This is a genomic window from Luteimonas sp. J29, from assembly GCF_000472505.1.
Lineage (GTDB): Bacteria > Pseudomonadota > Gammaproteobacteria > Xanthomonadales > Xanthomonadaceae > Luteimonas.
Genome location: NZ_AWZR01000003.1, coordinates 1 through 24,533, shown reverse-complemented (window position 1 = coordinate 24,533; position 24,533 = coordinate 1). Strand labels below are relative to the sequence as shown.

The following is a 24,533-nucleotide window of genomic DNA, read 5'->3' as shown; positions in this document are numbered from 1 at the left end:
ACCGCTGCGCATCCGCTCCTTCCCTGGCTTGCGGGCAGGGGGCAACGCGATCCGCAGGTGCCGGCTCCTTCCCCCGCGAGCGGAGGAGGGGCAACGCGATCCGCAAGTTCCGCTCCTTCCCCCGCTTGCGGGGGAAGGCCGGGATGGGGGCGCGCGCCGCAGGCGCGCTGGATTGTCTTCGCCGCCCGGCTGCCCCCACCCCAACCCTCCCCCGCGAGCGGGTGAGGGGGCAACGCGATCCTCGAGTCCGCTCCTTCCCCCGCTTGCGGGGAGGGCAGCTCAATGATTCCCGGCGAACAGCTCCCGCCCGATCAGCATCCGCCGGATCTCGTTGGTGCCGGCGCCGATCGCATACAGCTTGGCGTCGCGCAGGATCCGCCCGGTCGCGTACTCGTTGATGTAGCCGTTCCCGCCCAGCGCCTGGATCGCCTCCAGCGCCACCTGCACCGCGGCCTCGCTGGCGTGCAGCAGGCAGCTCGCCGCGTCGATGCGCGAGCGGTGCCCGGCGTCGTAGTCGCGCGCCACCTGGTAGGCGTAGGCGCGCGAGGACTGCAGCGCGGTGTACATGTCGGCGATCTTGGCCTGCATGATCCCGAAGCTGCCGATCGGCTGCCCGAACTGCCGCCGCTCGCGCACGTAGGGCAGGGCGATGTCGAGCGCGGCCTGCATCAGCCCCAGCGGCCCGCCGGTGAGCACCAGGCGCTCGGTGTTGAGCCCGCTCATCAGCACCTTGACCCCGTTGTTGACCTCGCCGAGCACGTTCCCGGCCGGGATCTCGCAGTCCTCGAACACCAGCTCGCAGGTGTTGGAGCCGCGCATCCCGAGCTTGTCGAGCTTCTGCGCGGTGCGGAAGCCCTTGAAGCCCTTCTCGACGATGAAGGCGGTCATGCACTTGCTGCCGAGTTCGCGGCTGGCGGTGCGCATGTAGACCACCAGCACGTCGGCTTCGGGGCCGTTGGTGATCCACATCTTGTTGCCGTTGGCGATCCAGCGGTCGCCCTTGAGTTCGGCGCGGCAGCTCATCGAGCCGACCACGTCGGAGCCGGCCCCCGGCTCGCTCATCGCCAGCGCGCCTTTCCACTCACCGCTGCACAGCTTCGGCAGGTACTTCTCGCGCTGGGCCTGGTTGCCGTTGGCGTACAGGTTCGACACGCAGAGGTTGGAGTGCGCGCCGTAACTCAGGCCGACCGAGCCGGACGCGCGGGAGATTTCCTCCATCGCCACCAGATGGGCGAGGTAGCCCATGTCGCTGCCGCCGAATTCCCCGGGCACGGTCATGCCGAGCAGGCCCAGCTCGCCGAGCTTCGGCCACAGGTCCTGCGGGAACGCGTTCTCCTCGTCGATCCGTGCCGCCCGCGGCGCGATCTCGGCCTCGGCGAACCGCCTCACCGCCTCGCGCAGCGCGTCGATCTCCTCCCCGAGCGGAAACGTCCGCATTCCGTGCTCCCTGGTGGACTGTTTCACATGCTACTACTTTGCCGGGCGGGGCCGGGCAGATGCCGCCCGCGGCCCGGTGCGGCGCGCGCTTCAATCGCCGGCGTCCAGATAGCGTACCCACTCGCGCGTCCCGAAACGCGAAAGCGGCCAAGTCCGCGTGCCAGCCTCCCCAACCCTCCCCCGCGTGCGGGGGAGGGTTGGGGAGGGGGCATCGGAGCAGCTGGACAAGGACGCCTAAGCGCCGGCCAGGCGGCCCCCATCCCGGCCTTCCCCGCAAGCGGGGGAAGGGGCAGGAGCGCGCAGTGCGGCTTCATTGGCTCCCTCCCCCGCGTGCGGGGAGGGTTGGGGTTGGGGCATCGGAGCGCGGGGAACCGGGATGCGGCGAGGGCCAAGTGGCCCCATCCCGGGCTTCCCCGCTAGCGGGGGAAGGGGCAGCGGCGTGCGGCCAACAGCTTCGGCTCCCTCCCCCGCGTGCGGGGGAGGGCTGGGGTGGGGGCAACAGCTGTGGCTCCCTCCCGCGTGAACGGGGGAAGGAGGAGATGCGGCGCCCGCGATGCGGCGACGCTGGTTGCCGCTTGCGGGGCCTCAGCCGCCCCGCATCCGCCCCTGGAAGCGCGGGGTGCTGCGGCCCATCGGCAGCTTGAGCTTGCCGATGGTGGCGATGCGCTCCTCGGCCAGGCGGTCCGCGGCCTGGTAGGTCGGGATGCCGTCGCGCTCGGAGATCTCGAAGATGCGCGTGAGGTTGTGGTAGATCGTGCGCATCATCCGCATCGCGCGTTCGCGGTTGTAGCCGTCGATCTCCAGCGACACGTTCATCACGCCGCCGGCGTTGACCGCGTAGTCCGGCGCGTACAGCACGCCGCGGCGCTCGAGCTCGTCGCCGATCGCGTTGTTGGCCAGCTGGTTGTTGGCCGCGCCGCACACTACCTTGGCCTTGATCCGCGGCAGCGTCTGCTCGTTGAGCGTGCCGCCCAGGGCGCAGGGCGAGTACACGTCCACGTCCACGTCGTAGATGTCGTCCGGACCCACGGCCTCGGCGCCGAGCTCGCTCACCGCGCGGTCGATGCGGTCCTGGTGGATGTCGGTGACGAACAGCTTGGCGCCACGCTCGCTCAGCAGCTTGGCGAACTCGAAGCCGACGTGGCCCAGGCCCTGCACCGCGAAGCTGTACTTGCCGATCTCCTCGTCGCCGAAGCGGCGGTTGAGCGCGGCCATCAGGCCCTGCATGGTGCCGTAGGCGGTGAACGGCGAGGGGTCGCCCGAGCCGCCGTGCACCTGGTGCACGCCGGTGACGAACTGGGTCTCGCGGAACACGAACTCCATGTCGTTGACGTCGATGCCGACGTCCTCGGCGGTGATGTAGCGGCCGCCCAGCGAATCGACGAACTGGCCGAACGCGCGGAACAGGGCCTCGGACTTGTCCGTGGCCGGGTCGCCGATGATCACCGCCTTGCCGCCGCCCAGGTTCAGGCCGGCCACGGCGTTCTTGTAGGTCATGCCGCGCGACAGGCGCAGCACGTCGTCCAGGGCCTCGGCGTCGTTCTTGTACGGCCACATCCGGGTCCCGCCCAGGGCCGGGCCCAGCACGGTGTTGTGGATGGCGATGATCGCCTTCAGGCCGATGTCCGGGTTGTGGCAGAACACGACCTGCTCGTGGCCGTAGTGTCCAAGCTGTTCAAAAATCATGGAAAAACTCCGTCGCGGGCGCCGTGCGCGCGGCACGGGACCCTTCCAGGCGCGGCTGGATGGCATGGGTTGGCCGGCGATGCGAACGCCCCTCGGGGGCCGCCGGGAATTTCGGGTGGCGGCATTCTACGCACCTGCCCGGAAATTGCCCGTGACTTTCGGCAGGGGGGCGGCGCCTCCCCGCCCGCGGGAAGGCCGGGATGGGGGCGGGCACCGAAGGCGCTGGACTGGTCGCGGCAGCCTGGTTGCCCCCACCCCAGCCCTCCCCCGCGAGCGGGGGAGGGGGCCAAGGGCGTGGCGGGCCGTGTGCCCCACTCCAACCCTCCCTCGCGGGCGGGGACGGGGCACCACGATCCGCAAGCTCCGGCCCCTTCCCCCGCTTGCGGGGGAAGGTTGGGATGGGGGCCGCGCCGCAGGCGCGCTTGCTGCTTCCGTCGCCTGGCTGCCCCCACCCCGGCCCTCCCCCGTGAGCGGGGGAGGGAGGCAAGGGCATGGTGGGCCGTGTGCCCCCGCTCCGGGCCTCCCTCGCAAGCGGGGAGGGGCCAAGGGCGCGGTGGGCCGTGCGGCCCACCCGGGCTCAGAGCTGGGATTCGACCGGCAGCCAGCCCACCACCCGGGCCAGGATCCGCGACCACAGGCCCGACTCCGGCTCGTGCTCGAGCACCACCGGCGGGTCCTCGGCGCGGTCCAGCCAGCGCAGGTCGCCCTCCGGGTCCAGGTACACCCAGTAGCTGCTGTCCTTGCCCGCCAGCCGCAGGTACTCGTCGCGCAGGGCGCGGGCCAGCGGCGGGTCGTCGAACAGCACGCCCATCTCGGTGTTGAGGTCGATCGAGCGCGGGTCGATGTTGAACGAGCCGATGAACCCGTGCCGGTCGTCCACCACGAACGCCTTGGTGTGCAGGCTGGCGCCACTGCTGCCGAACAGGCTCGCGTCGGACTGCTCCAACCGCGGCCGCATCTCGTACAGCTTCACCCCGGTGCGCAACAGGGTGCGCCGGTAGTTGGCGTAGCCGCCGTGCACCGCGACCACGTCGTTGGCCGCCAGCGAGTTGGTGATCACGCCCACGTGCACGCCGTTGCGCGCCAGCTTGCCCAGCGTGGCCACGCCTTCCTCGCCGGGCACGAAGTAGGGCGAGATCAGCAGCGCCTTGTGCCTGGCCTCGCGCACCACCTCGTACAGCCCGGCGACCAGGTAGTCGCCCGAACGCTCCTGCTTCCACTTCAGCGGCGGGTCGGAGAGCACGCGCACCCGGTCCGTCCAGTGCGGACTGAGCTCCTGGGCGAGGTAGGCGCGCAGGTTCGGCGACAGATCGACCCGGTCCAGGTAGCGCCGGGCGAGGTTGCCGCGCGCCTCTTCCTCGATCGCCTTGAGCACGGTGTCGAGCTTGCGCCGCGGCTTGGAATTGAGCTCGGCGATCGGCACCACCGCGTCGCTGTTCCAGAACTGGTCGAAGATCGTGCTGGCCTGTTCCACCGCCGGGCCGAACAGCAGCACGTCCAGGTCGCGGAAGTTGGTCTCGCCGTGGGCGTCGAAGTACTCGGTGCCCACGTTGCGCCCGCCCACGATCGCCACCCGGTTGTCCGCGATCCAGGCCTTGTTGTGCATCCGGTAGGTGATGCTGAACATGCGTTGCACCATCTCGACCAGGCGGCCGAGGCCCTCGCGGTTGCGGAACGGGTTGTAGACGCGGATCTCGATGTTCGGATGCGAGTCCAGCGCCAGCAGTGCCGCGTCCTTGCCCGAGGTGTTGATGTCGTCGAGCAGCATGCGCACGCGCACGCCGCGCTCGGCCGCCTTCCAGGCCTCGTGCATCAGCAGGTGGCCGGTGAGGTCGTCGTGCCAGATGTAGTACTGCAGGTCGAGGCTGCGCCCGGCCTTGCGCGCGGACAGGGCGCGCGAGGCGAAGGCGTCCAGGCCGTCGGGCAGCAGGATCGCCCCGGTCTTGCCCGGGCGGCGCGCCAGCAGCGGTTCGAGTTCGCGGTCGAGCTCGGTCTCCCCGGGCTTCACCGGCAGCGCGAAGCCGGGCAGGCCGGTGGCCGGCGGCATCAGCCGGTCGGCGAGCAGCATGCCGCTGCCCACCAGCATGGCCAGCGAGAACAGGCCCCAGGCCAGGATGCGTTTGATGCGGCTCTTCATGGAATGGCGGAAGTCCTGGAACCTCGTGGCGTCGCGGAAAGCCGTGTGGCAGGTGGGGTGGACGCCAGGTGGCGGGCAGGGCGGCCGGCGGCAAGTGTGGCACCTGGGCCGGGGGCTGTCCCTCTCCCCGGCTTCACCGCCCGCTGCCGAGGGGGGCGGGGCGGGTGGGGTGCCGCGACGATCCGGCGCGCGGCGGCAAGCGTGCCGTGCGCCCGCTTCACCGGACGCCGCGACTCCCGCCTTCGAGGTGAGGGCATTGCGGTCGCCCGAAGGCGAGCGCGCCAGCCCGGCGTGGGCAATGGCGTCAAGGCGACACATGGGTGCGCCACGAGAGGCGGCGACACCCGTACCGCGCCCGGTGTCGCGCTTCCCCGCAGCCTCGCCGCCGCCGGAAGGCCGCCCCGCCCCCCGCGCTACAATCGGTCTCATCTGAAATCATGCCGGAGTGCGCCATGGCCACCCCCGCCAACCAGCTCCCCGCGCGCCAGCCCGACGCCACCCCGCTGCGCTTCGTCACCGCCGCCAGCCTGTTCGACGGGCACGACGCGGCGATCAACATCATGCGCCGCCTGATCCAGGCCCAGGGCGCGGAAGTCATCCACCTCGGCCACAACCGCTCGGTCGAGGACGTGGTGCGCGCCGCCCTGCAGGAGGACGCCGACGCCATCGCCCTGTCCAGCTACCAGGGCGGCCACGTCGAGTACTTCAAGTACATGGTGGACATGCTGCGCGAGCGCGGCGCCGGACACATCCGCGTGGTCGGCGGGGGCGGGGGCACGATCACGCCCGAGGAAATCCGCGAGCTCGAGGCCTACGGCGTCGAACGCATCTACCACCCCAACGACGGCATGAAGCTGGGCCTGGTGGAGATGATCGAGGACGTGGTCGAGCGCGTGTCCAGGGCCCGCGACGCGCGCGCGGCCGAGGCCCGCCAGCCGGCCGGCACGCGGCCGTCGCTGGACGACGAGATCGCCATCGGCCGCGTGCTCTCCGCGATCGAGGACGGCGCGTACTCCGACGCCGAACTGGCCATGCTGCGCAAGCAGTGGGCCGCGGGCGCGGCCGGCCATGCCGGTCCCACGCCGGTCATCGGCATCACCGGCACCGGCGGCGCCGGCAAGAGCTCGGTGACCGACGAACTGCTCAACCGCTTCCTGTCCTGCTTCCCGCAGATGCGCATCGCCGTGGTCTCGGTGGACCCGACCCGCCGCCGCACCGGCGGCGCGCTGCTGGGCGACCGCATCCGCATGAACTCGCTGCGCAGCCACCGCGTGTACATGCGCTCGATGGCCACCCGCCGCCAGAACGTGGCCACCAACGCGGTGCTCACCGACTGCATCGCCTTCCTCAAGGGCCTGGGCTACGACCTGGTGATCGTCGAGACCGCCGGCATCGGCCAGAGCGACTCGGAGATCGTGGACCTGGTCGATTTCCCGATGTACGTGATGACCAGCGACTACGGCGCGCCCAGCCAGCTCGAGAAGATCGACATGATCGACTACGCCGAGCTGATCGTGCTCAACAAGTACGACAAGCGCGGCGCCGAGGACGCCCTGCGCGACGTGCGCAAGCAGTGGAAGCGCAACCGCGCCGCCTTCAACGTCGCCGACGACGACGTTCCCGTCTATCCCACCATCGCCAGCCAGTTCAACGATCCCGGCATCAGCTGGATGTTCGCGAACCTCTGCCGCCTGCTGCGCGAAAAACTCCACCTCCCGGGCACCCCGGTGGCCCCTGTAGGAGCGGCTTCAGCCGCGACCCCAACCCCGGCCAACGACGAAACCCCTGGAGCGACGGTCGCGGCTGAAGCCGCTCCTACAGCCGCTCCTGCAGGCGCCCATGCGGCTGCGGCCGCTCCGACGGCCGTTCCCGCCGCCCCCCGCTGCGACTTCAACCCCCGCATCGACACCTCGATCCGCGAACCGCGCGCCACCGTCCTGATCCCCGGCAACCGGGTCCGCTACCTGTCCGAGATCGCGGAGCAGGGCAGGGCCATCAACGCCTCGATCGAGAAGCAGGCCGAGGCCGCCGACCGCGCCCAGGCCTGCTGGCAGGCGCTGAAGGAACTCGACGACCCCAGGCTGCCGAAGCCGCTCGAGCTCTACGACGCCGCCGACCTGCTCGCCGCCCCGGGCGACGCCCCCGACCGCTCGCTGCTCACCCTGCGCCAGCGCTACAACGACGCCATCCAGTCCATCGAAGCCGGGCATTTGCGCAACCTGCGCGAGTGGCCGCAGCGGCTGAAGTCCATCACCGACGAGGTCAACGAGTACCAGGTCCGCGGCAGGACCATCCGGGTCGAGAACTACCGAGAGTCCCTCAGCCACCAGAAGATCCCCAAGATCGCCGCGCCCAGGTACCGCAGCTGGGGCGAACTGCTCGCCTTCCTCGGCAAGGAGAACCTGCCCGGCTACTACCCCTACACCGGCGGCGTGTACCCCTACCGCCGCACCGGCGAGGACCCCACCCGCATGTTCGCGGGCGAGGGCACGCCCGAGCGCACCAACCGCCGCTTCCACTACCTGAGCCTGGGGCAGCCGGCCGCGCGCCTGTCCACCGCCTTCGACAGCGTCACCCTCTACGGCGAGGACCCGGCGCCGCGCCCGGACATCTACGGCAAGATCGGCAACTCCGGCGTCAACATCCCCACGCTGGACGACATGAAGAAGCTCTACTCGGGCTTCGACCTGTGCGCGCCGACCACCAGCGTGTCGATGACCATCAACGGCCCGGCGCCGATCATCCTCGCGATGTTCATGAACTGCGCCATCGACCAGCAGGTGGAGAAGTACCTGCGCGCCGACCCGGAGCGCTGGGCCGAGGCGCAGAAGAAGATCGACGCGTTCTTCAAAGGCCGTGAGCGCCCGCGCTACCACGGCGACCTGCCCAAGGGGAACGACGGCCTCGGCCTGGCCTTCCTCGGCATGACCGGCGACCAGCTGGTGGACCCGGAGACCTACGCCCGGATCAAGGCCGAGACGCTGTCCACCGTGCGCGGCACCGTGCAGGCCGACATCCTGAAAGAAGACCAGGCCCAGAACACCTGCATCTTCAGCACCGAGTTCGCCCTGCGCATGATGGGCGACATCCAGCAGTACTTCGTGGACCACAAGGTGCGCAACTTCTACTCGGTGTCGATCTCGGGCTACCACATCGCCGAGGCCGGGGCGAACCCGATCAGCCAGCTCGCTTTTACCTTAAGCAACGGCTTCACCATCGTCGAATACTACCTGGCGCGCGGGATGAAGATCGACGACTTCGCGCCCAACCTGTCGTTCTTCTTCTCCAACGGCATGGACCCGGAGTACACCGTCATCGGCCGCGTCGCCCGCCGCATCTGGGCAAGAGCGATGCGCGAGCGCTACGGCGCCAACGAGCGCTCGCAGATGATGAAGTACCACATCCAGACCTCCGGCCGATCCCTGCACGCCCAGGAGATCCAGTTCAACGACATCCGCACCACGCTGCAGGCCCTGTACGCCCTGTTCGACAACTGCAACAGCCTGCACACCAACGCCTACGACGAGGCCATCACCACGCCGACCGAGGAGAGCGTGCGCCGCGCCGTGGCGATCCAGATGATCATCAACAAGGAGCTGGGGCTGAACTACTGCGAGAACCCCTGGCAGGGCAGCTTCATCGTCGAGCAGCTCACCGACCTGGTGGAGGAGGCCGTCTACAAGGAGTTCGAGGCCATCAGCGAGCGCGGCGGCGTGCTCGGCGCCATGGACACCATGTACCAGCGCGGCAAGATCCAGGAAGAGAGCCTGTACTACGAGCAGAAGAAGCACGACGGCAGCCTGCCCCTGATCGGCGTCAACACCTTCCTGCCCAAGGAGCACGGCGGCGAGGTGGCCACCGAGATCGAGCTGATCCGCTCGACGGAGGAAGAGAAGGCCCAGCAGATCGCCAACGTCCGCAACTGGCAGTCCATCCGCAACCGCCTTGCCTCGCTCCTTCCCCCGCACGCGGGGGAAGGCCGGGATGGGGGCGGCTCCACCTCCCACGCCCACGTGGTTGAGGATGAAACCGTCGCCGACGAAGTGCACGACGGCCACGGCCTGGCGTATCTTCAGGACACGGCGCGGCGGCGGGGGAATGTGTTCGAGGCGCTGGTGGAAGCGGTCAAGACCCACTCATTGGGGCAGATCAGTCATGCCTTGTATGAGGTGGGGGGGGAGTATCGGCGGAATATGTAGCTGGATCAGCTGCGGCACAGTCAAAGAGGGGGGCTAGTGCGAAAGAAGCGTGTGACGGAGAAGTCCGAGGCGTTGCTTTGGCCGTTGCTGGACAAAGAAAGCGAACTGCGTGCGGAATACCGTCGTCGGAATCCGAAGTTTGACCAGAGGCGAATCAAGCTCGACGAGCTCGACGCTGCCCAAGCGGACGGGTGGCGCTCCCTAAGTGGTGATCTTCTTGATCGGGAACAGGCACCTTATTCGTTGAAGCTGACGCGTGTGTTCAAGCATCCGCTGGTTGCCATCACTCGACGCACTGCGCGATGAATCTGTCCATGCGTTCTTCGTCCCAGATCTCAAGCTGGGCACCCGCGGCACGAATGTTCAGGGCCTTCATGAAGTTGCGGAATGCCGACTCCGAAGCTGCGAGCTGCGCGTCCCGTTCCAGCCGCCTCACAATCGCCTTCGCCAAGGGAAGCCTCGTTCCGACCCTGGCCCGCTCGATCAGGTTCGAGCGGATATCCGCCGTCGAAAGAATCAATCGCAGTGCCCGCTCGGGATCGTCAGGCTGGATTGAAGAGGCGATGTGATGGTTCCACCACAGCCGGGAGAGCGCGTGATCGTCCCGGCATTGGGTCCAGGTCGACGCGAAGAAGTGGATCCGGATGGCCTGGGCAATCTTCTCTTGCGAAACGTTGTGAAGCCAGCGTTCACGCGCGTACGCAATTCCCTCGATGTGACTCAGCCGGATCCACACCCTGTTCTCCCGCGCCAGGCTTGGGGTGAGCGAGGCCAAGGCGTGGCCGACCAGCATCGAGTTCCGGACTTCGGCATCCCGTCCCTTGTCGGCGATGAGATCTTCAAGCGGCGTCAGATCGACTTCGACCGAGAGCGGAATGCGCCAGTCACCGCTGGACTCGAGATCTTCGAACCCGGCTTCCCTGTACCGGTCCAGATGCTCCTCGATGTTGTCGGAAAGGAAATCCGCGGTCTGCTGACCGACGTAGAGCAGCTTGCTCATCTGTCTTCCTCTTTGAACAGGGTGCCCAGCAGGCCGAGAGGGCCCTCGAGAAGGCGCTGTGCAGCCCACGCAAGGTCGGTGTTGGCGTCGATCGTGATGCCTTCATTGCTGCAGCGGGCTTCAATCACCCGGTGCCAGCGGAGCCCCTCGCTCCCTGACGTCCGCATTGCATCGAGGGCGTTCATCACAGCAGGCAGGAACAGCGATGGAAGAAGAATGTCGCGCATGCTGCTGCCGCGGATGCCGTAGATGGTGTCGTAGAGCTTGCGGTTCACCTCGATCTGGATGGCCTCAGTGTCCAGGCCGACCTGGAACATCCCGTCTCCCATCTCCTCATTGGCGATCAGGCGGAAGATCGACTCCATCGGGAGCAGCTTGTCCAGACCGGCCTCGAACCAGTGGATACTGCTGGCGGCGACGATCTGGCCCGGCTGCAGAGATTTCGTATGGGCCGGGTAGTCGGATGCGATATGCGGTGAGCGAAGAGCGACCCCGTCCTCTGTCGCCGCGACGACCGCCTGGATCCCCACCCGGCCGCGCAGTTCGCCCCGTTTGAACTCGAGAGTAAAGAGCGTCCCGGAAAGGGGTACGAATGTCTGGAAGTAGGTCTCCAGGGATTCGACCACGATCCCGACAGTCGCCTGGCGGCTCCGGATGAGCTCCGTCACGTCACCATCGTCCAGAACGTAGTGGCCGCTCAGGACCACTTCGCCGGCCTCTGGCGACTCCTCGATCTCCAGCAGGATATCGAAGGTCCGGTCGCCGTAGTCGTCTGTATGGGGGGAGAGGACCGGATGGGCGAATGCGGTGGTCGGCCTAATCAGCATCGGCGGACGCCTCCTCGACTCTGGACAGCACCACACGGATGGGGCCCGTGTAGGGCTCCGAGAACTCGACGGTCACGGCTTTCCTCTGTCCCTGATCGAGCTGGATGGAAGGGGTCTTGGCGCATCTGTGGCCGTTGATCGAGACCACGTCCAGCGGCTCGTCGCTGGCTGCACCGATCAGGAGAACCTCGAGCCGCGCCATCCCTGACGCCTCCGGCTCGAGGCTGATGGTCCGGGTGTTGGGCCGCCCTGCGTCCGGCACATGCGTCCGCAAGGAGCGGAACGGAATGCTCCTGCCGCCCCGTCCGCCGGAGAGACCCCGACCGCCTCCAGGACGGGCGCCCGATGTACGGCCACCGCCTGCGCCCTTGGCCTTGCGACCCCCTGCTGAACCGCTTTCGCCTTCGGGACCCGCTCCACTGGGCCGGGACGTGGTCGTCTTCGGCTTGATCCTGATGCGCTCGGGGTTTGTCTGGCTGTTCGCCGGGTCGGGAATGTCCCTGCCGGACTCCGGCGTCGAGAAGAACCTGTTCATCTCGTCGAGCAGCATCTCCGCCTCGGGAGGCGTCGAGGTCTCCTGCTTGATGATTTCCCGGATCCAGGCGCCCAGCTTCCTCATTCCGGCTCGGACCTGCCGCTTCTCCCGGGGATCATCCAGCCGGTCCGCGGAGAGCTCGTCGTGGCGTGGATTCTCCAGATCGCGGACGCGGCCGCTGGTCCTGATATCGACGGGCTCGACGACACCCACGAAGTCGCGCGAAAGGCTGAATCGCGCGAGCGGGTGCCCGAAGTGGCGAAGATTGTCCGTGAGATACATCCCGTTGCGCAGGAACCCGATTCTGCGAGGCAGTCCTGCACCTTCAAGCAGCCGGAATCTGAAGGTGCCGGCTCCGTCGAACTGCTGCTCGAATGTCCGTGTGTCGGGTGAAACGAGGGTTTGGTAGAGAGCTGCGGCGAACGCGAGGTCTGCAGATGAGCCCGTATCCTCTGCAGCCTTCAGGACCCTGTCATGCTCGAAGAGCGCGCCCAGAGTGGACGGGTCGATCTCGATCGGATCACCGCCCTCGGGGACGACGCTGAAGGACACCGCGCCTTCCAGGATGGCCGCGAAGAAGTTGCGGACCAGCGACTCCGTCATCTGCCATTCCCAGCCGTCCTCGTTCAGGAAGCCGAGGGACGCGACCGTGGTGCCGGTTTCGGACCGGTGCAGCCAGCCGGGCAATGCCGGAGCCTCGGGGACGGGCTGGAAGCCGGGTCGACCGCAATAGCCGATTCCTCGCTTCTCCGCTCCCGAAGAGTCGGTATGGGAGACGAGAATCGCCTTGCCCTGTGCGAGGAACCGGTCCGAGGGGCCATCGCTGTAGAGGGTGGAGTAGAAGACGGTCCGGAACCGGGAAACCGCGAACGCGGCATTCTTCCCGATACCGAACGAGCCACCGGCGTCCGAACTGCTCTTCTGACTGACGCCGGAGCCTTTCACCAGCGCATGGAAGGGCTTTCCAGGAACGGACGGCCCTACAAGCCCCGTCGTTCCGTAGTCCTCCACAGCGAGGATGCTGATGGCCGGCCTGCGGATTTCCGCACAGGCCAGCTCGAAGAACTGGGTGTCCTTGCGGATGCGCCGGCTGCGCGAGCGCTCAAGGCAGGCGTCAAGGGCCTCCTGCAAGGCGTCCGCCACCGGAATCGAGTCACGGGGAACCGACATCTGCCGGAACACCATCCGGATGGGCAGGTGCCCGCCATGGTCGTCCTTCAGGCAGGCATCAAGACTGTTCTGGGCGCTCTCCCGGGCCAGCCCGGGAAAGGGCGAGCCCTTGAACGTTTCGATGCCCGCGTGACCAAGGCCTTCTTCTTCCTGCCCCTCATTGGTCAGGAATCGCCACTCCAGTGTCATTTGCTTCCCCCTGCTTCCAGAATCCGTGTCAGCGCTGCCTGATCAGCTGTGGCCGTCGTCCCCTGATCTCGCTGTCGAAGAACTCTCTGAATGTCAGAACGTTGGATTGCCCCTTGTAGAACGCCTCAGGGCTGTTCCTGAGGGACTCCGGCACGACAATCCTGATGCTTTTGTCCGCCATCTCCGAAATCGCGTTCGGCGCGACACGGTCGTCGATCGTGGCAAGGTAGACCTCACAGTTCAATCGCTCGCTGAAAACCTGCTTCCACCTTTCGCGGAGCGTCGTCTTGGCGGCAAGCACAAGTGCGCCCTCCTGGCTCCGCCTGTTGCTGCGGAGAGTGCGCAGATCCGGCATCACGAAGTCCGGCCGCCGGCCGCCGGTCACGGCCTGCTCCTGGAATCTCACCTGGCCCGCGTCAAGGGCAGCGGCGATGTGCTGTTCGAACGACCGCCCAGCCCGCGTCTTGCGCTGCTGACTGGCACTGAGCAGGACAGCATCGATCTCCGGGTAGCGCCTCACTACGGCAGAGGGCAGGTCACCCTGGTTCGCCAGAAGTGCGAGCAGTTCGGAGGCGCGCCTCCGGACCTCATGTCCCTTGTAAAGCCGGTACTCGATCTCGCGGCTGATCTTCATGATCGCGTCGCCAGGTGCCGCGATCCTCCATGGGTCGAACGCCGCCAGTCCCTCCGCCCGAAGCCATTGCTCCCTGGCTTGGCGGGCGATCACTGCGGGATCGGGCATAACCGCATATCGCGACACGACGTCCGCCAGCGTGCCAGTGCGCATGGCCGCACGGAACTCTTCGATCAGCTCCTCCAGTTCATCCTGGTCTGCACGACGGGCGGCCGAGATGGCGTGGGCATGGAAGAGGCCGTAGCGGAAGTCGACTGGAAGGTCGAACACCGTTTCCAGGATCTCCGCTTCCTCGCCAGCCGAGTCGAGAACTGCCATCCACCACCTGCAACCGGCCAACGGTCTGGCAAAGCGGCCTGCCATCAGGAAAGAGGCGGGGGTGAGCTCGCTGAACAGGACTCTGGGTACGCGGGTGCAGTGCGCTTCGGGCCCCTTGTTGCTGAAGTGCCGCAGATGGGACGTGGTGACCTCGCCTGTCTGCGGCCAGAGGACCTGGATGACGGCATGGAAAATGTGGGGTTTCGCCGGATTGTCCGCCTCCAGGGGCGGGAAAAACCCGGCGTCACGAACGGGGCGGGGGATGTAGAAGCCTGCCTGCCTCTTTCGCGGGTCATCGGCCCAGGAGGTGTCGTTTCTGGAAAGCTTCTTGACGAAGAGGCGGTCGCTTTCAGCCGCAAGACTCTGGACCTTCCACCACAACGGAGAGCCGTCCGCGGTCGTTTCGGCAATCCTGCTGCTTCCAAGATCCAGTTCGAACTGCTCCCTCATCCGCTCCCCCTGGCACGAATGCGTTCCGCAAGAGAGATGATGGCGTCTCTCCTCGCTTCCGTCGAGAGGCCCCGGAGCTGACATTCCCACACGGTCTCGACGTGCCAGCCCAGGTCCGCCAGCGCGCTGGAGACTCGACGGTCACGGGCTCGATTTGCGTCGACCTTCGTCTTCCAGAACTCCGGGCGGGTCTTCGGCAGCCGGAACAGATGGCAATCATGCTGGTGCCAGAAGCATCCATGCACAAACACGACCGTGTGGAACCTGGGAAGAACGATGTCCGGCCGCCCTGGCAGCCCGGCGCCCCCAAGTCGATACCGGAGTCCCAAGGCATGGAGGCCCTTGCGGACCTCCTGTTCGATCTTCGTATCCTTGCCCCGGATCCGCGACATCAGCGCGGAACGGCGCTCCGGGCTGATGATGTCGGCCATCAGGCGGCTCTTCGGCTCCGCCTGGCGGGAGCCGCCATCCGGGCTTCCAGGTGCGGCACCATGATCCGCGCCACTTCGGCGATCATCGGAACAACCACCGAGTTCCCGAACTGCTTGTACGCGCGGGTATCGGAGACGGGAATACGGAAGTCGTCATCAAAGCCCATGAGCCGCGCGCATTCCCTGGGCGTCAGCCGCCGGGGATTCTTCCCCCGGCCGCGCGACACGAGGATCTCGGATCCGTCCTTGTAGTAGCGGGCGGAAAGGGTGCGAGCCGTGTCCTTCGGAGTCACCAGGCCGAAGCCGAAGCCATTGCCCTTCTCGCGATGCTTGGCGGCATAGTCCTGCAGATACCCCCACAGCTTGTCCGACAGGATGTACTTGTCCAGGACCTTGCCCCTGGGGCCGCTGATGGACGGCCATGCGGCGGGCTCGGTGCCATCCTCCCGGTGGAGGATGCTGCCGATCTTCGGCGCTGTGTCGAAATCCGGAAGCTCCAGATCATCCCAGCTGAAGTCCGTCGGCTCGCGGAACCCGACGATGATGATGCGTTCGCGGTGCTGCGGGACGAAGTGTTTGCCGTTGATGACCTTGTAGAAGACCTGGTAACCCAGTTCGTCGCGCAGCACGTCGATGATCGTGGAGAACGTCCGGCCCTTGTCGTGGCTGACGAGATTCTTCACGTTCTCCAGAAGGAAGGCCCGGGGCCTCTTCTTCGCGATGATCCGGGCCACGTCGAAGAACAGAGTGCCCTGGGTCTTGTCGGCAAAGCCGTGAGGCCTGCCCAGCGCATTCTTCTTCGAGACACCGGCAATGGAGAACGGCTGGCAGGGGAAGCCGGCCAGCAGGACGTCGTGGTCGGGAACGTCGTCCTCGTGGACCTGCGTGATGTCGCTGGCGAACACGTGGTCCGGCCCGTCGTGGAAGTTGGCGGAGTACGTCTTGCAGGCGTAGGGGTCCCACTCGCTGGTAAACACACAGCGACCGCCCTGGCGCTCGAACGCGATCCGGATGCCGCCAATGCCGGCGAACAGGTCGATGAAGGTGAACCTGCCGGGGTCGCTGGACGGTTCCCCCATGGGCAGCAGGCGCTGCCGGATCGCTTCCGCCACGTACGGCTTCGGCTCGGTCTCCCGGACCTGCCAGCGCCGCACCGTCTTGGGGTCTACGCCGAGCGCGAGGGCGACTTCCTTGTGGCTGAATTGCTTCAGAGCCCGATCGAGCAGTTCGTAGACGTCCATTGGCGACTCCGGGAAAGGTAGGGACATTCTGTCCTGGAATGTCCCGTGGGTGGAAGGGGGTGCGGGGGGCTGGTGACGGCGGCGCGTGGCCAGCATCTGTGGGGCCGGTCTCACTGAACGCGACACCCGATCGACGGCGCGACGGTGGCCAGCCAATTGCCCCGCTTTCCTCCGCTGCCCGCCCGCCGGAAGCTCGAGTCGCCCATACTTGGGTCGGCAACAGGGGGAACACCATGGAACGGAACCTCGGACACCGCGCCCGCGCCGCCGGCTGGCGCACACTCTCGATTGCCCTGCTCCTGGGGACAGGTTTGCCAGGGGGCTGCGCCAGACCCGACGCCGTCGAGCAGGAGCCGCGCCCTCAGCGCGCAGGCGAACCCCTCGACGTAGTCCAGACGGCCGGCACAATGGCCGGGATCCGGGCGTCGGCCATCGTCGGTGACCAGAAAGGGGTCCGCCAAGGGCTGGAGTCTCTTCAAACGGACTTCATGCGGTCGGCACGGATCCCGGAGGTGCGCCGGCGAATCGATCGGGAATCGGCCCGGACCGTTGTCAGTGCCATGGACGGAGTCGCGTCTGTGGTGTGGCTGGATGCCACAAACCTCCTGGTGATGGTCGACCAGAACGCGCGACGCAGTGAGGCCATGATCGACCGGGTCTGCCTGGGGCTCGAGCCCCTGGGGGACACGCTGGGCGTAGTGATCAACGTGCAGAGTACCGCGGCGCGATCAGGGCGCGAGCAGGCGACGCTCAGCCGGAACTGCCAGCTGCCGGTCGGCGAGCACGCCGCTTTCCAACGTCCGCGGGCCGTGGACGTAGTGCCCGAACATGTGTGGCTGGAGCAGGAGGCGCGGGCCGCAGCCGAGGTCAGTGAAGAGCGGGCCCGCCGCGCCCGCGAGAACTTCGAGATCCTGCGCGACTCCACGCCGGAGCTGCCGCAGGCGCCACGCCGTCAGTAGGCAAAGCGAGCGCCCGCACATTCGCAGCTACTGTTGCGGCGGCGACCAGTCCCCCGCCGAGCTAAAGGGGACGGAGGGAATTAAGACCCCGAGCGGAACTCGAGCGACAGCGGGCACTAGCTTCCCGCCGCGCTCCCGTTGGGCCGTCGAAGCGGCGGCCTTCCACGCGGTCGCAGGCTCGCGGGCTGGCCCAGCGCTTTCTCCACCATCGCCTGGAAACGGGGCTCGCCAAGCGCGCGCTCCTGTGCCATGCAGGCCCGGATTCGGGCAACTTCTTCCGGATCGAGCGGGGCGTTGAGCCAGCGGTGCCACGCCGCTGCACGGCCGGCACGGTCCGCAGCCAGGGCGAGGTAGACCGGATGTGGGGTCAGGAGAGGATCCTGTGCCGTGCCCAGGTGGGTGTGGACACTGGACCACCTGTAGTGGTCAGGGCGTTCCACCATGGCCGCCCGCACCGGATTCAGCTCGATGTAGCGGATCACGCGCAGCGCGTAGGCGTCCGAATCCACCAGAGTTGACTTGAAGCGGCCCTGCCAGAGCGTGCCGCAGCGCCCGTGTCGCAGGTTGAACGCCTGCACATAGGCCTGGCCGGCGCGGCGGAGCGCCTGGGAGATCACGCCCCTCTGCACGGCTGAGAGCAGCAGGTGGACATGGTTGTCCATGAGGACGAAGGCATGGACGCAGACCCCGTGCCGGCGGCACGCCTCGCGAAGCACACGGCGGTAGTGGTGACGGTCCTCGTCGTCGAGGAAGATGGCACAGCGGTTCACGCCGCGCTGGGTGACGTGCAGCGGGACGCCGGGCAGTTCGAGTCTGGGCTGGCGAGGCATCGCAGCCGAGGCTTGGGATGTGCCTCGAAGGTGCCGCAGCGCCGGCCTGCCGGCGATCGGTTTTTGGGGGCAGGGGGCGTGAGGAAACTCCCATTCCCTTAATTCCCTCCGTCCCCTTTCTTACAGCCGCGGCGCGATGCCCGTGCGCACGATCTCCTTGCCCGAATGCTGCCGGATCGACGATTCGATCGTCTGTTCCAGCCTGGCGCGGTCGCGGTCACTCATGCACAGCGCGGAGGGCACCTGTCCGTAGCGTCTGCCTGCGTCCTGCCTGAAGTTGTCCGCCAGCCGGAACGCATCGGGCGCTTCGGCGCCCATCTGGCCGATGCTCGAGAGCAGGAGCCGTGCGCCCCGGCGCCCTTCCTGGACCTCCTGGATGATCATGCAGGCGGAATGGAACGGCGGTTCGCCAGCCGCGGCCGAAGAGGAGGCCGCGACGGGTGACGCAGGCGACGTGGCCTGCGCCGGCCCGGTCGGCAGCGAACTGCCGGTGCCCGCGCCCTGCGCCGGGCGCGATGCGGACGGACTCGACGAAGACGCGCTGGCGAGTCGCGCGGCCAGCTCCGAGGCATCGATGGCCGCACGTGCCGCCATGCCGTCGCGCATGCCCTGCACGCGGGCGTGGCGGAATCCATCTTCCATGCGCCGCTGGTCCTGGACGGCGCTGTTCAGGCCGGACGCGAAGCCCCCGAGGGCGCCGAAGAAGATGGCCTGGCGTTCGTCCTGCTCGCGGGCGCGCGCTTCCGCGGCGAGCCGCGCGTTCTCGCGCTCCGCAGCGAGGTTGGCCTGGACCCTTGCGATGCTTTCGTTGGTCGGCACGACCCAGGCGGACCGCTTCATCTGGGATGGTACGAGATGACCGGCGGTCATGTAGGCGGAGGTAGCGACCGGCATGTACTTCCACTGGATCCCGTCGCCCTGCCTCCATGCATGGGTGACGTATTTCCCGTCGGAGAGTGTCCAGGAGCCGTCGCATTGCACCTCGAGCACGTGGCCGTCGAGGGTCCGGCGGAACTCGCCGCGGCGTCCGGTGGGCGCGTACACCCGGTCTGCGAGTCGCTTGCCCGTGGCGGAGTCGATCAGCCGTTGCACCAGGCGACCATCCTCGAGGCTGAGCTGGGAGATCAGGCCGTTGGCCTCGTTGAGCCACGGCTGGTCGAGGATGCCCTTCAGGTCGCCCAGCCAAGGCGTCTCCGAGGCCCCGGGATGCCGTGCCGCGGCCAGGCGCGGGTCGCGGGCGACGGGTTCGGGGAGTTCGGCGTCCCACACCTGCAGCACGAAGCTGCCCTGCCGGGCCATGCCGCCTTCGTTGTGCAGGTAATTGAAATGCTGGTATGTCGTGCCGAGGTGGTCGCGCAGGCTGGGGCTGAAGCCCCCGACCCAGAGGATCCGCTCGCGACCGGTCATCCTGACAAGCATGGTGGCCGGAGCGCGACGGGCGGGCCGCCGGTCGGCCGGGATGTCCTCATGCCACGGGGGAAGGAAGGTCGTGTATTCCTCGTTCCGCGACCATCTCAGCGAGGTGGACATCGTCGCGTGGACGTAGGCATCGTCGGACGCCACCCGTACGCAGATCCGTTGGCCCTTCGTGCCCCGGATGCGATAGGCGCCGACGGGCGCTCCGTGGAGACTCAGGACTTCGTGGGCCAGTTCTCCCTGGACCTCCTGGCCCAGTTCCAGGTAGGCCGTGCCGTCGGCCGGCAGGGTCGAGCGCGTCGACGCGGCCGGCCCGGAGCCGGACTCCGCGGCGGGCCCTGCCACCGCGCTGTCCACCGGCCTCGTCGCGGCGTCGTCACCGGCCCCGCCGGAGCCTTCCCCGCCGGCAAGGAGGCTGGACCTCACCGCGGGGAACCGTTCGGTTTCCTCGCGGATCTCGGGGCCTGCCCGTCGCCACTTCACGGCCCGGTAGACCAGGTCCTCGCCCTCCAGCTGCAGCGCGAAGCCACCCCAGCCTCCGTTGTTGAAGACGAGGCTGCCGTCGGGCTCGGCCTGGCCGCCATAGACGGTGCCGAACATCGACTGCTCGCGGGTGAAGATCTTCAACGTGCCGTTGTCGTCGAGGTAAATGCGATCGGCGGCAATCTGCTTGCCATCCGGGCCCGTCGTGACCTGGCGCAGGGTCTTGCCGTGGGTCAGCCAGGTCCAGGAGATGGTATTGCCCTGGTTGGACGGGCCGACGGACTTGCCCGCCAGCGTCCAGTACACGCCCCATTTCGCGGCCAGGTCGTCCGTCCCGGAGGCCCGGACCACGCACGCCACGCACAGGAGTGCCACCACTCCGAGAAGTCTGATTCGCCCCACGATTCCCCCCGATCGCATTCGGACAGTCGCAGCAGGCGCAGTACACCGCGCGCCGTCTTCGACGGCGTCCCGCTGGCGAGTCCGGACTGATTCCCCATGCCCGCGCGTGGGCCGACCGGGAATCTAGCAGACTCCCGCTGACCCGCGTCAACAGGTGGCAGGGCTCGCCCGGCGGCCAGCGGTCGGGTCGCCAATTGCCGTGCGTGGTTCGCCCCGGACGACGCGGACCGCCGCGCCCGAATCATTCGCACACAAGACGCGGAGGGGTGGATGCGCCTCGAGTCATCCGCGGGCCGACGGGCAGCGCGGAGGCCACGCATCGTGGCTGCTGGCACGCGCGGCGGGATCTTCCCCCGGGATGCACCTGGATCCATCTCATGCCATGTCCGTATTGGCATGTCTCGGCGCCCAATCCGCATGGCTGGAACGGCAAGCGCCACGGCCGGCCGCGGCTATGCTGTGCCGGCGCGCGCCGGCACTCGTGGTGGTGCACGGCATCGGCCCGGTCCCGCGCGCGCGGCACCCCGAACCATGCTGGAGGCGATGAAGGATGGCGGATCGACACAAGGTGGACCTGATGCGGCGCAACCTGTTGCTGGGCTCGGCGGCGCTGGGCGCGGCGGCCTGGATTCCGCCGGTGTTCGCGGCGCCCGGCGGCATCCGGGCCACGATCGATACCGGAGCCACGCGTCCGCCGATCTCGCCGATGATCTACGGCGGCTTCATCGAGCACATCGGCAACCTGATCAACCACAGCCTGTGGAGCGAGACGCTCGACGACCGCAAGTTCTACTACGGCGTCCTGGCCGAGCGCGACAGGAAGCCCGACGATCGCCGCGGCGCGATGGGCTACATGGAGAAGTGGGTCGCCATCGGCCCCGTGTCGGCGATCGCGCTGGATACCGAGCGCCCGTACGTGGGCGAGCACAGCCCGGTCGTCACCCTCGACGGTGCGCAGGAGCGGGGGATGGTGCAGCACGGGCTGGCGCTGAAGTCCGGCACCGCCTACAACGGGCGCATTGTGCTGTGGGCCGACCCGGGCGTGACGGTGACGGTCCGGCTGGTCCCCGGCCAAGGCCGCGAGGCGCTCTCGACCCGGGTGCGCGCGTCGTCGCAGTGGGGGACGCAGCGCTTCAGCTTCGACCCCGGCATCGACACCACCGACGCCCGCCTGGAGATCGTCGGCGAGGGCCGCGGCCGCTTCGGCGTGGGGGCGGTGTCGCTGATGCCGGCCGACAACGTCCGCGGGTTCCGCGCCGACACCGTGGCGCTGATGAAGCAGATGAACTGCCACATCCTGCGGATGCCGGGCGGCAACTTCATCTCCGCCCACGACTGGGAGCACAGCATCGGCGACCCCGACCGGCGCCCGCCGATCCTGGATCCGGTGTGGAACGCGGTGCAGCCCAACGACGTGGGCGTGGACGAGCTGCTGCAGCTGTGCGAGCTGATCGAGTGCGAGCCGTTCTGGTGCGTGAACACCGGGTTCGGCGACCCGCGCTCCGGCGCCCAGCTGGTCGAGTACGTCAACGGCAGCGCCGACACCGAGTGGGGCGCGAAGCGGGCGGCCAACGGCCGTGCCGAGCCCTACGGCGTGAAGTACTGGGCGGTGGGCAACGAGATGTACGGCCACTGGCAGTTCGGGCACATGGCGCGCGAGCAGTACACGATCAAGCACAACATGTTCGTGGACGCGATGCGCAAGGTCGACCCGGACATCTACATCGTGGCCCCCGGCGGCTTCGTCGACGAGATGACCACCGGGCAGGGCATCTTCATCGCCGGCCAGCCGCAGGTGCACGTCGGCTCCGAGCGCGACTGGGCCTATGGCATGTTCAAGAACAGCTGGGGCAAGTTCGACGCGCTGGGCACCCATGCCTATCCGCCGGCGAACAAGCGGTTCGACCTGGCCACCGGGAAGCTCGTCGACGTCAACCAGACCTTGAACGAATGGGTGCACCAGATGCCCGACCGCATCCGCACCATGGTGGACGCGTGGGAGGAGTACAAGAAGCACTTCCCGGAACTGGAGAAGGGCAGCGTCAAGGTGTTCTTCGACGAGTGGGCCTTCCATTTCGAGGACGACCTCAAGGGTGCCCTGGCGATCGCCGCCGCGTTCCACGAGTTCTTCCGCCACACCGACTTCATCGAGATGGCCGGCTACACCATGGCCACCGCGTGGATGAACTTCGACCGCACGCGCTCGCAGATCAGCATCAAGGGGCGGATGTTCCAGTTCTACCAGGAGCGCTTCGGCACCGTGCCGGTGGCGGTCAACGGCGACTCGCCCACGCCGCCGCCCAAGTACCCGGTCGGCGGCGACCAGCCCAGCGTCAACACCGGTGGCGACACGTATCCGCTGGACATGTCCGCGGCGCTGACGGCCGACGGCCGGACCCTGGCCCTGGCCGTGGTCAACGGCACCGAGGAGCCGCACAGCTTCGCGCTCGCGCTGGAGGGCTTCCGGCCGAAGGCGTCGGGGCGCTGCTGGAAGTTCACCGGCCCCGGCCCGGATGCGAAGAATCCGCTCGGGGAGCCGGAGACGGTGGGTGCGAAGGAGTCCACGTTCGACGCCTCGGCCGGTTCGCTGACCATCGCCCCGGTGAGCGTGGAGATCTACCACTTCGAACGCGCCTGACCGCCCCGGGCCATCGCGGGACACCCGGGGATTCGCCGGGGCGCCCGTCACCGCGCGGCCCCGGATGCGGCCTTCGGCCTTATCCGGGCTACGCACTGCCCATCGCGTAGCCCGGGTAAGCGAAGCGCACCCGGGGATTCGTTGAGACACCCGTCGCCGCGCGTCCCGACATGCGGCCCCCTACCTTGTCCGCACGACGCGCCGGACCGCCGTGCTTCGGGGCGTGGCCGGACACGGACAGCGGATGCTCCGGGGAGTCCGGTCGAAGAGAGCGACCGCACGGAGCCAATCGTCGCGCCGGCGCTCCCCCGGAGGCTGATGTGCGCCGGTTGTGCGGATCGTGTTCGCGCCTTCGCATGCATGACGAATGGGCCTGCCCATCACGACGGCTGTCGCGACAATCCGGTGTTCATCCTCGCCGGAGCCGATGCATGCGACGCGCCCTGGTGGCCCTGGTCTGCTGTCTTCCGGTTCTGGCACTGGCCGCGGACGGTGGCGAAACCCGACAGCCGATGTGTGCGCCGTCCGGCCAGGACGTTCGCGTCATCGAGGCCGATCTGGACGGCGTGCCAGCGCTGGTCCGTATCCCGCCGGAGGTGCGCATGCCGCCCATCGTGCTCTGGCATGGATTCGGGCCGCCGGACAGCGAGGCGGCGCTGATGTCGCTGCTGCCGCTGGACGAGGTACCGGCAGTGAAGGTCTATGCAGGGCTGCCGTTGTTCGGCCGGCGTGCGTTGGACGATCCCGGCGCGTTGGCGAAACGCCAGTCGGAGGACCTGGCAACCGGCGTGTACCAGCCGGTGGTGATGGGTGCCGCGCACGAACTGCCGCGCGTGGCAGCGGCGTTGCGGCGGGAAGGATGCCTGGCGGAGGGGCAGGCCATCGGGCTGTTCGGGTTCTCCGCGGGTGGCGCGGCCGCGCTGTACGCGCTGGCCGAGCGCGAGGTGCCGGTGGCCGTGGGCGTTGTCCTGAATGCATCGATCGGCCTGGGTGCGTCGGTCGCGGCCTACGAGCGCGCGACCGGCAGCACCTATGCGTGGACACCGGAATCCCGCGCGCTTGCTGCACGGACCGACGCCGCGAAGCGGGCCGCCGACATTGCGGCCGGAAGCCCGCCGCCGGCGGTGCTGGTGGTGCATGGCGCCCGCGACGCGATGATCGCCGACGAAGGCGTGCGTGCGCTGCACGAGGCGCTGGTTCCGCACTACGCCGGTGCGCAGGCATGCAGGCTGCGACTGGAGATGGTCGCGGAACTGCCGCACGCCATGCAGACGGAGGACGACGTCGCCGCCGTGCGCGAGCGCGTCGGCCACTGGTTCCTGCGCTTCATGCCGCAAGCCGGCGACGGGCCAGGTTGTGCCCACGGGTGAACCCGACGCACGACGCGTACCCCGACGCGTAGCCCGGGTAAGCGAAGCGCACCCGGGACCCCGTCGCGGCGCTCATTGCCGCGTGTCCCGGATGCGGCCTGCGGCCTTATCCGGGCTACGCGCCGCCAATCGCGTAGCCCGGGTAAGCGAAGCGCACCCGGGGCTCCGTCGCGGCGCTCAT

16 protein-coding genes are annotated in these 24,533 nt (G+C 68.1%); 5 read left to right on the top strand and 11 right to left on the bottom strand.

Annotation, left to right across the window (positions count from 1 at the left end; all coding sequences use genetic code 11):
* Window positions 1-279: 279 nt before the first annotated feature.
* The 3 genes from LUTJ29_RS0105115 to LUTJ29_RS0105105 all read right to left on the bottom strand — a co-directional run bounded on the left by LUTJ29_RS0105115 (window position 280) and on the right by LUTJ29_RS0105105 (window position 5,260).
* The gene (locus tag LUTJ29_RS0105115; protein ID WP_027071599.1) at window positions 280-1,437 is read right to left on the bottom strand and encodes an isovaleryl-CoA dehydrogenase; all 1,158 of its coding nucleotides are present in this window, start codon (window positions 1,435-1,437) and stop codon (window positions 280-282) included.
* A gap of 585 nt (window positions 1,438-2,022) precedes the next feature.
* Window positions 2,023-3,123 carry a Glu/Leu/Phe/Val dehydrogenase dimerization domain-containing protein gene (locus tag LUTJ29_RS0105110; protein ID WP_027071598.1) on the bottom strand — a complete coding sequence of 367 codons (1,101 nt, stop codon included), beginning with the start codon at window positions 3,121-3,123 and terminating at the stop codon, window positions 2,023-2,025.
* A 577-nt stretch (window positions 3,124-3,700) separates the two neighbouring features.
* Window positions 3,701-5,260, bottom strand: coding sequence for a phospholipase D family protein (locus LUTJ29_RS0105105; protein ID WP_027071597.1), 1,560 nt, complete (start codon window positions 5,258-5,260; stop codon window positions 3,701-3,703).
* Between the two features lie 452 nt (window positions 5,261-5,712).
* Between LUTJ29_RS0105105 and LUTJ29_RS0105100 the strand changes: the two genes are divergently transcribed.
* Both LUTJ29_RS0105100 and LUTJ29_RS18615 read left to right on the top strand, forming a co-directional pair.
* The gene (locus LUTJ29_RS0105100; protein WP_027071596.1) at window positions 5,713-9,459 is read left to right on the top strand and encodes a methylmalonyl-CoA mutase family protein; all 3,747 of its coding nucleotides are present in this window, start codon (window positions 5,713-5,715) and stop codon (window positions 9,457-9,459) included.
* A 36-nt stretch (window positions 9,460-9,495) separates the two neighbouring features.
* Window positions 9,496-9,765: a hypothetical protein gene (locus tag LUTJ29_RS18615; protein WP_144774542.1), complete on the top strand. Its 270-nt coding sequence runs from the start codon at window positions 9,496-9,498 to the stop codon at window positions 9,763-9,765.
* On the opposite strand, the gene LUTJ29_RS16230 is transcribed toward LUTJ29_RS18615, so the two are convergent.
* Genes LUTJ29_RS16230 through dcm form a run of 6 tightly spaced genes read right to left on the bottom strand, consistent with a single transcriptional unit; the run spans window position 9,743 to window position 16,254 of the window.
* Window positions 9,743-10,459 (bottom strand): DUF6339 family protein, encoded by a 717-nt coding sequence (locus LUTJ29_RS16230; protein WP_051322727.1) that lies wholly within the window; start codon window positions 10,457-10,459, stop codon window positions 9,743-9,745. The genes LUTJ29_RS18615 and LUTJ29_RS16230 overlap by 23 nt on opposite strands.
* The gene (locus tag LUTJ29_RS0105090; protein ID WP_144774543.1) at window positions 10,456-11,286 is read right to left on the bottom strand and encodes a hypothetical protein; all 831 of its coding nucleotides are present in this window, start codon (window positions 11,284-11,286) and stop codon (window positions 10,456-10,458) included. The genes LUTJ29_RS16230 and LUTJ29_RS0105090 overlap by 4 nt, the downstream gene beginning before the upstream one ends.
* Complete coding sequence (locus LUTJ29_RS0105085) at window positions 11,276-13,180, bottom strand: hypothetical protein (RefSeq protein ID WP_027071594.1); 1,905 nt, start codon at window positions 13,178-13,180, stop codon at window positions 11,276-11,278. The genes LUTJ29_RS0105090 and LUTJ29_RS0105085 overlap by 11 nt, the downstream gene beginning before the upstream one ends.
* Before the next feature lie 28 nt (window positions 13,181-13,208).
* On the bottom strand, window positions 13,209-14,582 hold the full coding sequence (locus LUTJ29_RS0105080; protein WP_051322726.1) for a type II restriction endonuclease: 1,374 nt from the start codon (window positions 14,580-14,582) through the stop codon (window positions 13,209-13,211).
* Window positions 14,579-15,013: a very short patch repair endonuclease gene (locus LUTJ29_RS16225; RefSeq protein WP_051322725.1), complete on the bottom strand. Its 435-nt coding sequence runs from the start codon at window positions 15,011-15,013 to the stop codon at window positions 14,579-14,581. The genes LUTJ29_RS0105080 and LUTJ29_RS16225 overlap by 4 nt, the downstream gene beginning before the upstream one ends.
* Window positions 15,013-16,254: a DNA (cytosine-5-)-methyltransferase gene (gene dcm, locus LUTJ29_RS0105070; RefSeq protein WP_156911542.1), complete on the bottom strand. Its 1,242-nt coding sequence runs from the start codon at window positions 16,252-16,254 to the stop codon at window positions 15,013-15,015. The genes LUTJ29_RS16225 and dcm overlap by 1 nt, the downstream gene beginning before the upstream one ends.
* A 233-nt stretch (window positions 16,255-16,487) precedes the next feature.
* On the opposite strand from dcm, the gene LUTJ29_RS16220 reads away from it, so the two are divergent.
* The gene (locus tag LUTJ29_RS16220; RefSeq protein ID WP_144774545.1) at window positions 16,488-17,213 is read left to right on the top strand and encodes a hypothetical protein; all 726 of its coding nucleotides are present in this window, start codon (window positions 16,488-16,490) and stop codon (window positions 17,211-17,213) included.
* A gap of 116 nt (window positions 17,214-17,329) precedes the next feature.
* Here LUTJ29_RS16220 and LUTJ29_RS0105060 read toward each other — a convergent pair whose 3' ends face one another.
* Complete coding sequence (locus LUTJ29_RS0105060) at window positions 17,330-18,043, bottom strand: transposase (protein WP_027071591.1); 714 nt, start codon at window positions 18,041-18,043, stop codon at window positions 17,330-17,332.
* 120 nt (window positions 18,044-18,163) lie between these two features.
* Complete coding sequence (locus LUTJ29_RS0105055) at window positions 18,164-20,320, bottom strand: hypothetical protein (protein WP_027071590.1); 2,157 nt, start codon at window positions 20,318-20,320, stop codon at window positions 18,164-18,166.
* A gap of 574 nt (window positions 20,321-20,894) precedes the next feature.
* On the opposite strand from LUTJ29_RS0105055, the gene LUTJ29_RS0105050 reads away from it, so the two are divergent.
* Both LUTJ29_RS0105050 and LUTJ29_RS16215 read left to right on the top strand, forming a co-directional pair.
* Window positions 20,895-22,982 (top strand): alpha-L-arabinofuranosidase, encoded by a 2,088-nt coding sequence (locus LUTJ29_RS0105050; protein WP_027071589.1) that lies wholly within the window; start codon window positions 20,895-20,897, stop codon window positions 22,980-22,982.
* Between the two features lie 431 nt (window positions 22,983-23,413).
* Window positions 23,414-24,352 (top strand): alpha/beta hydrolase, encoded by a 939-nt coding sequence (locus LUTJ29_RS16215; RefSeq protein ID WP_144774547.1) that lies wholly within the window; start codon window positions 23,414-23,416, stop codon window positions 24,350-24,352.
* Window positions 24,353-24,533: the final 181 nt, after the last annotated feature.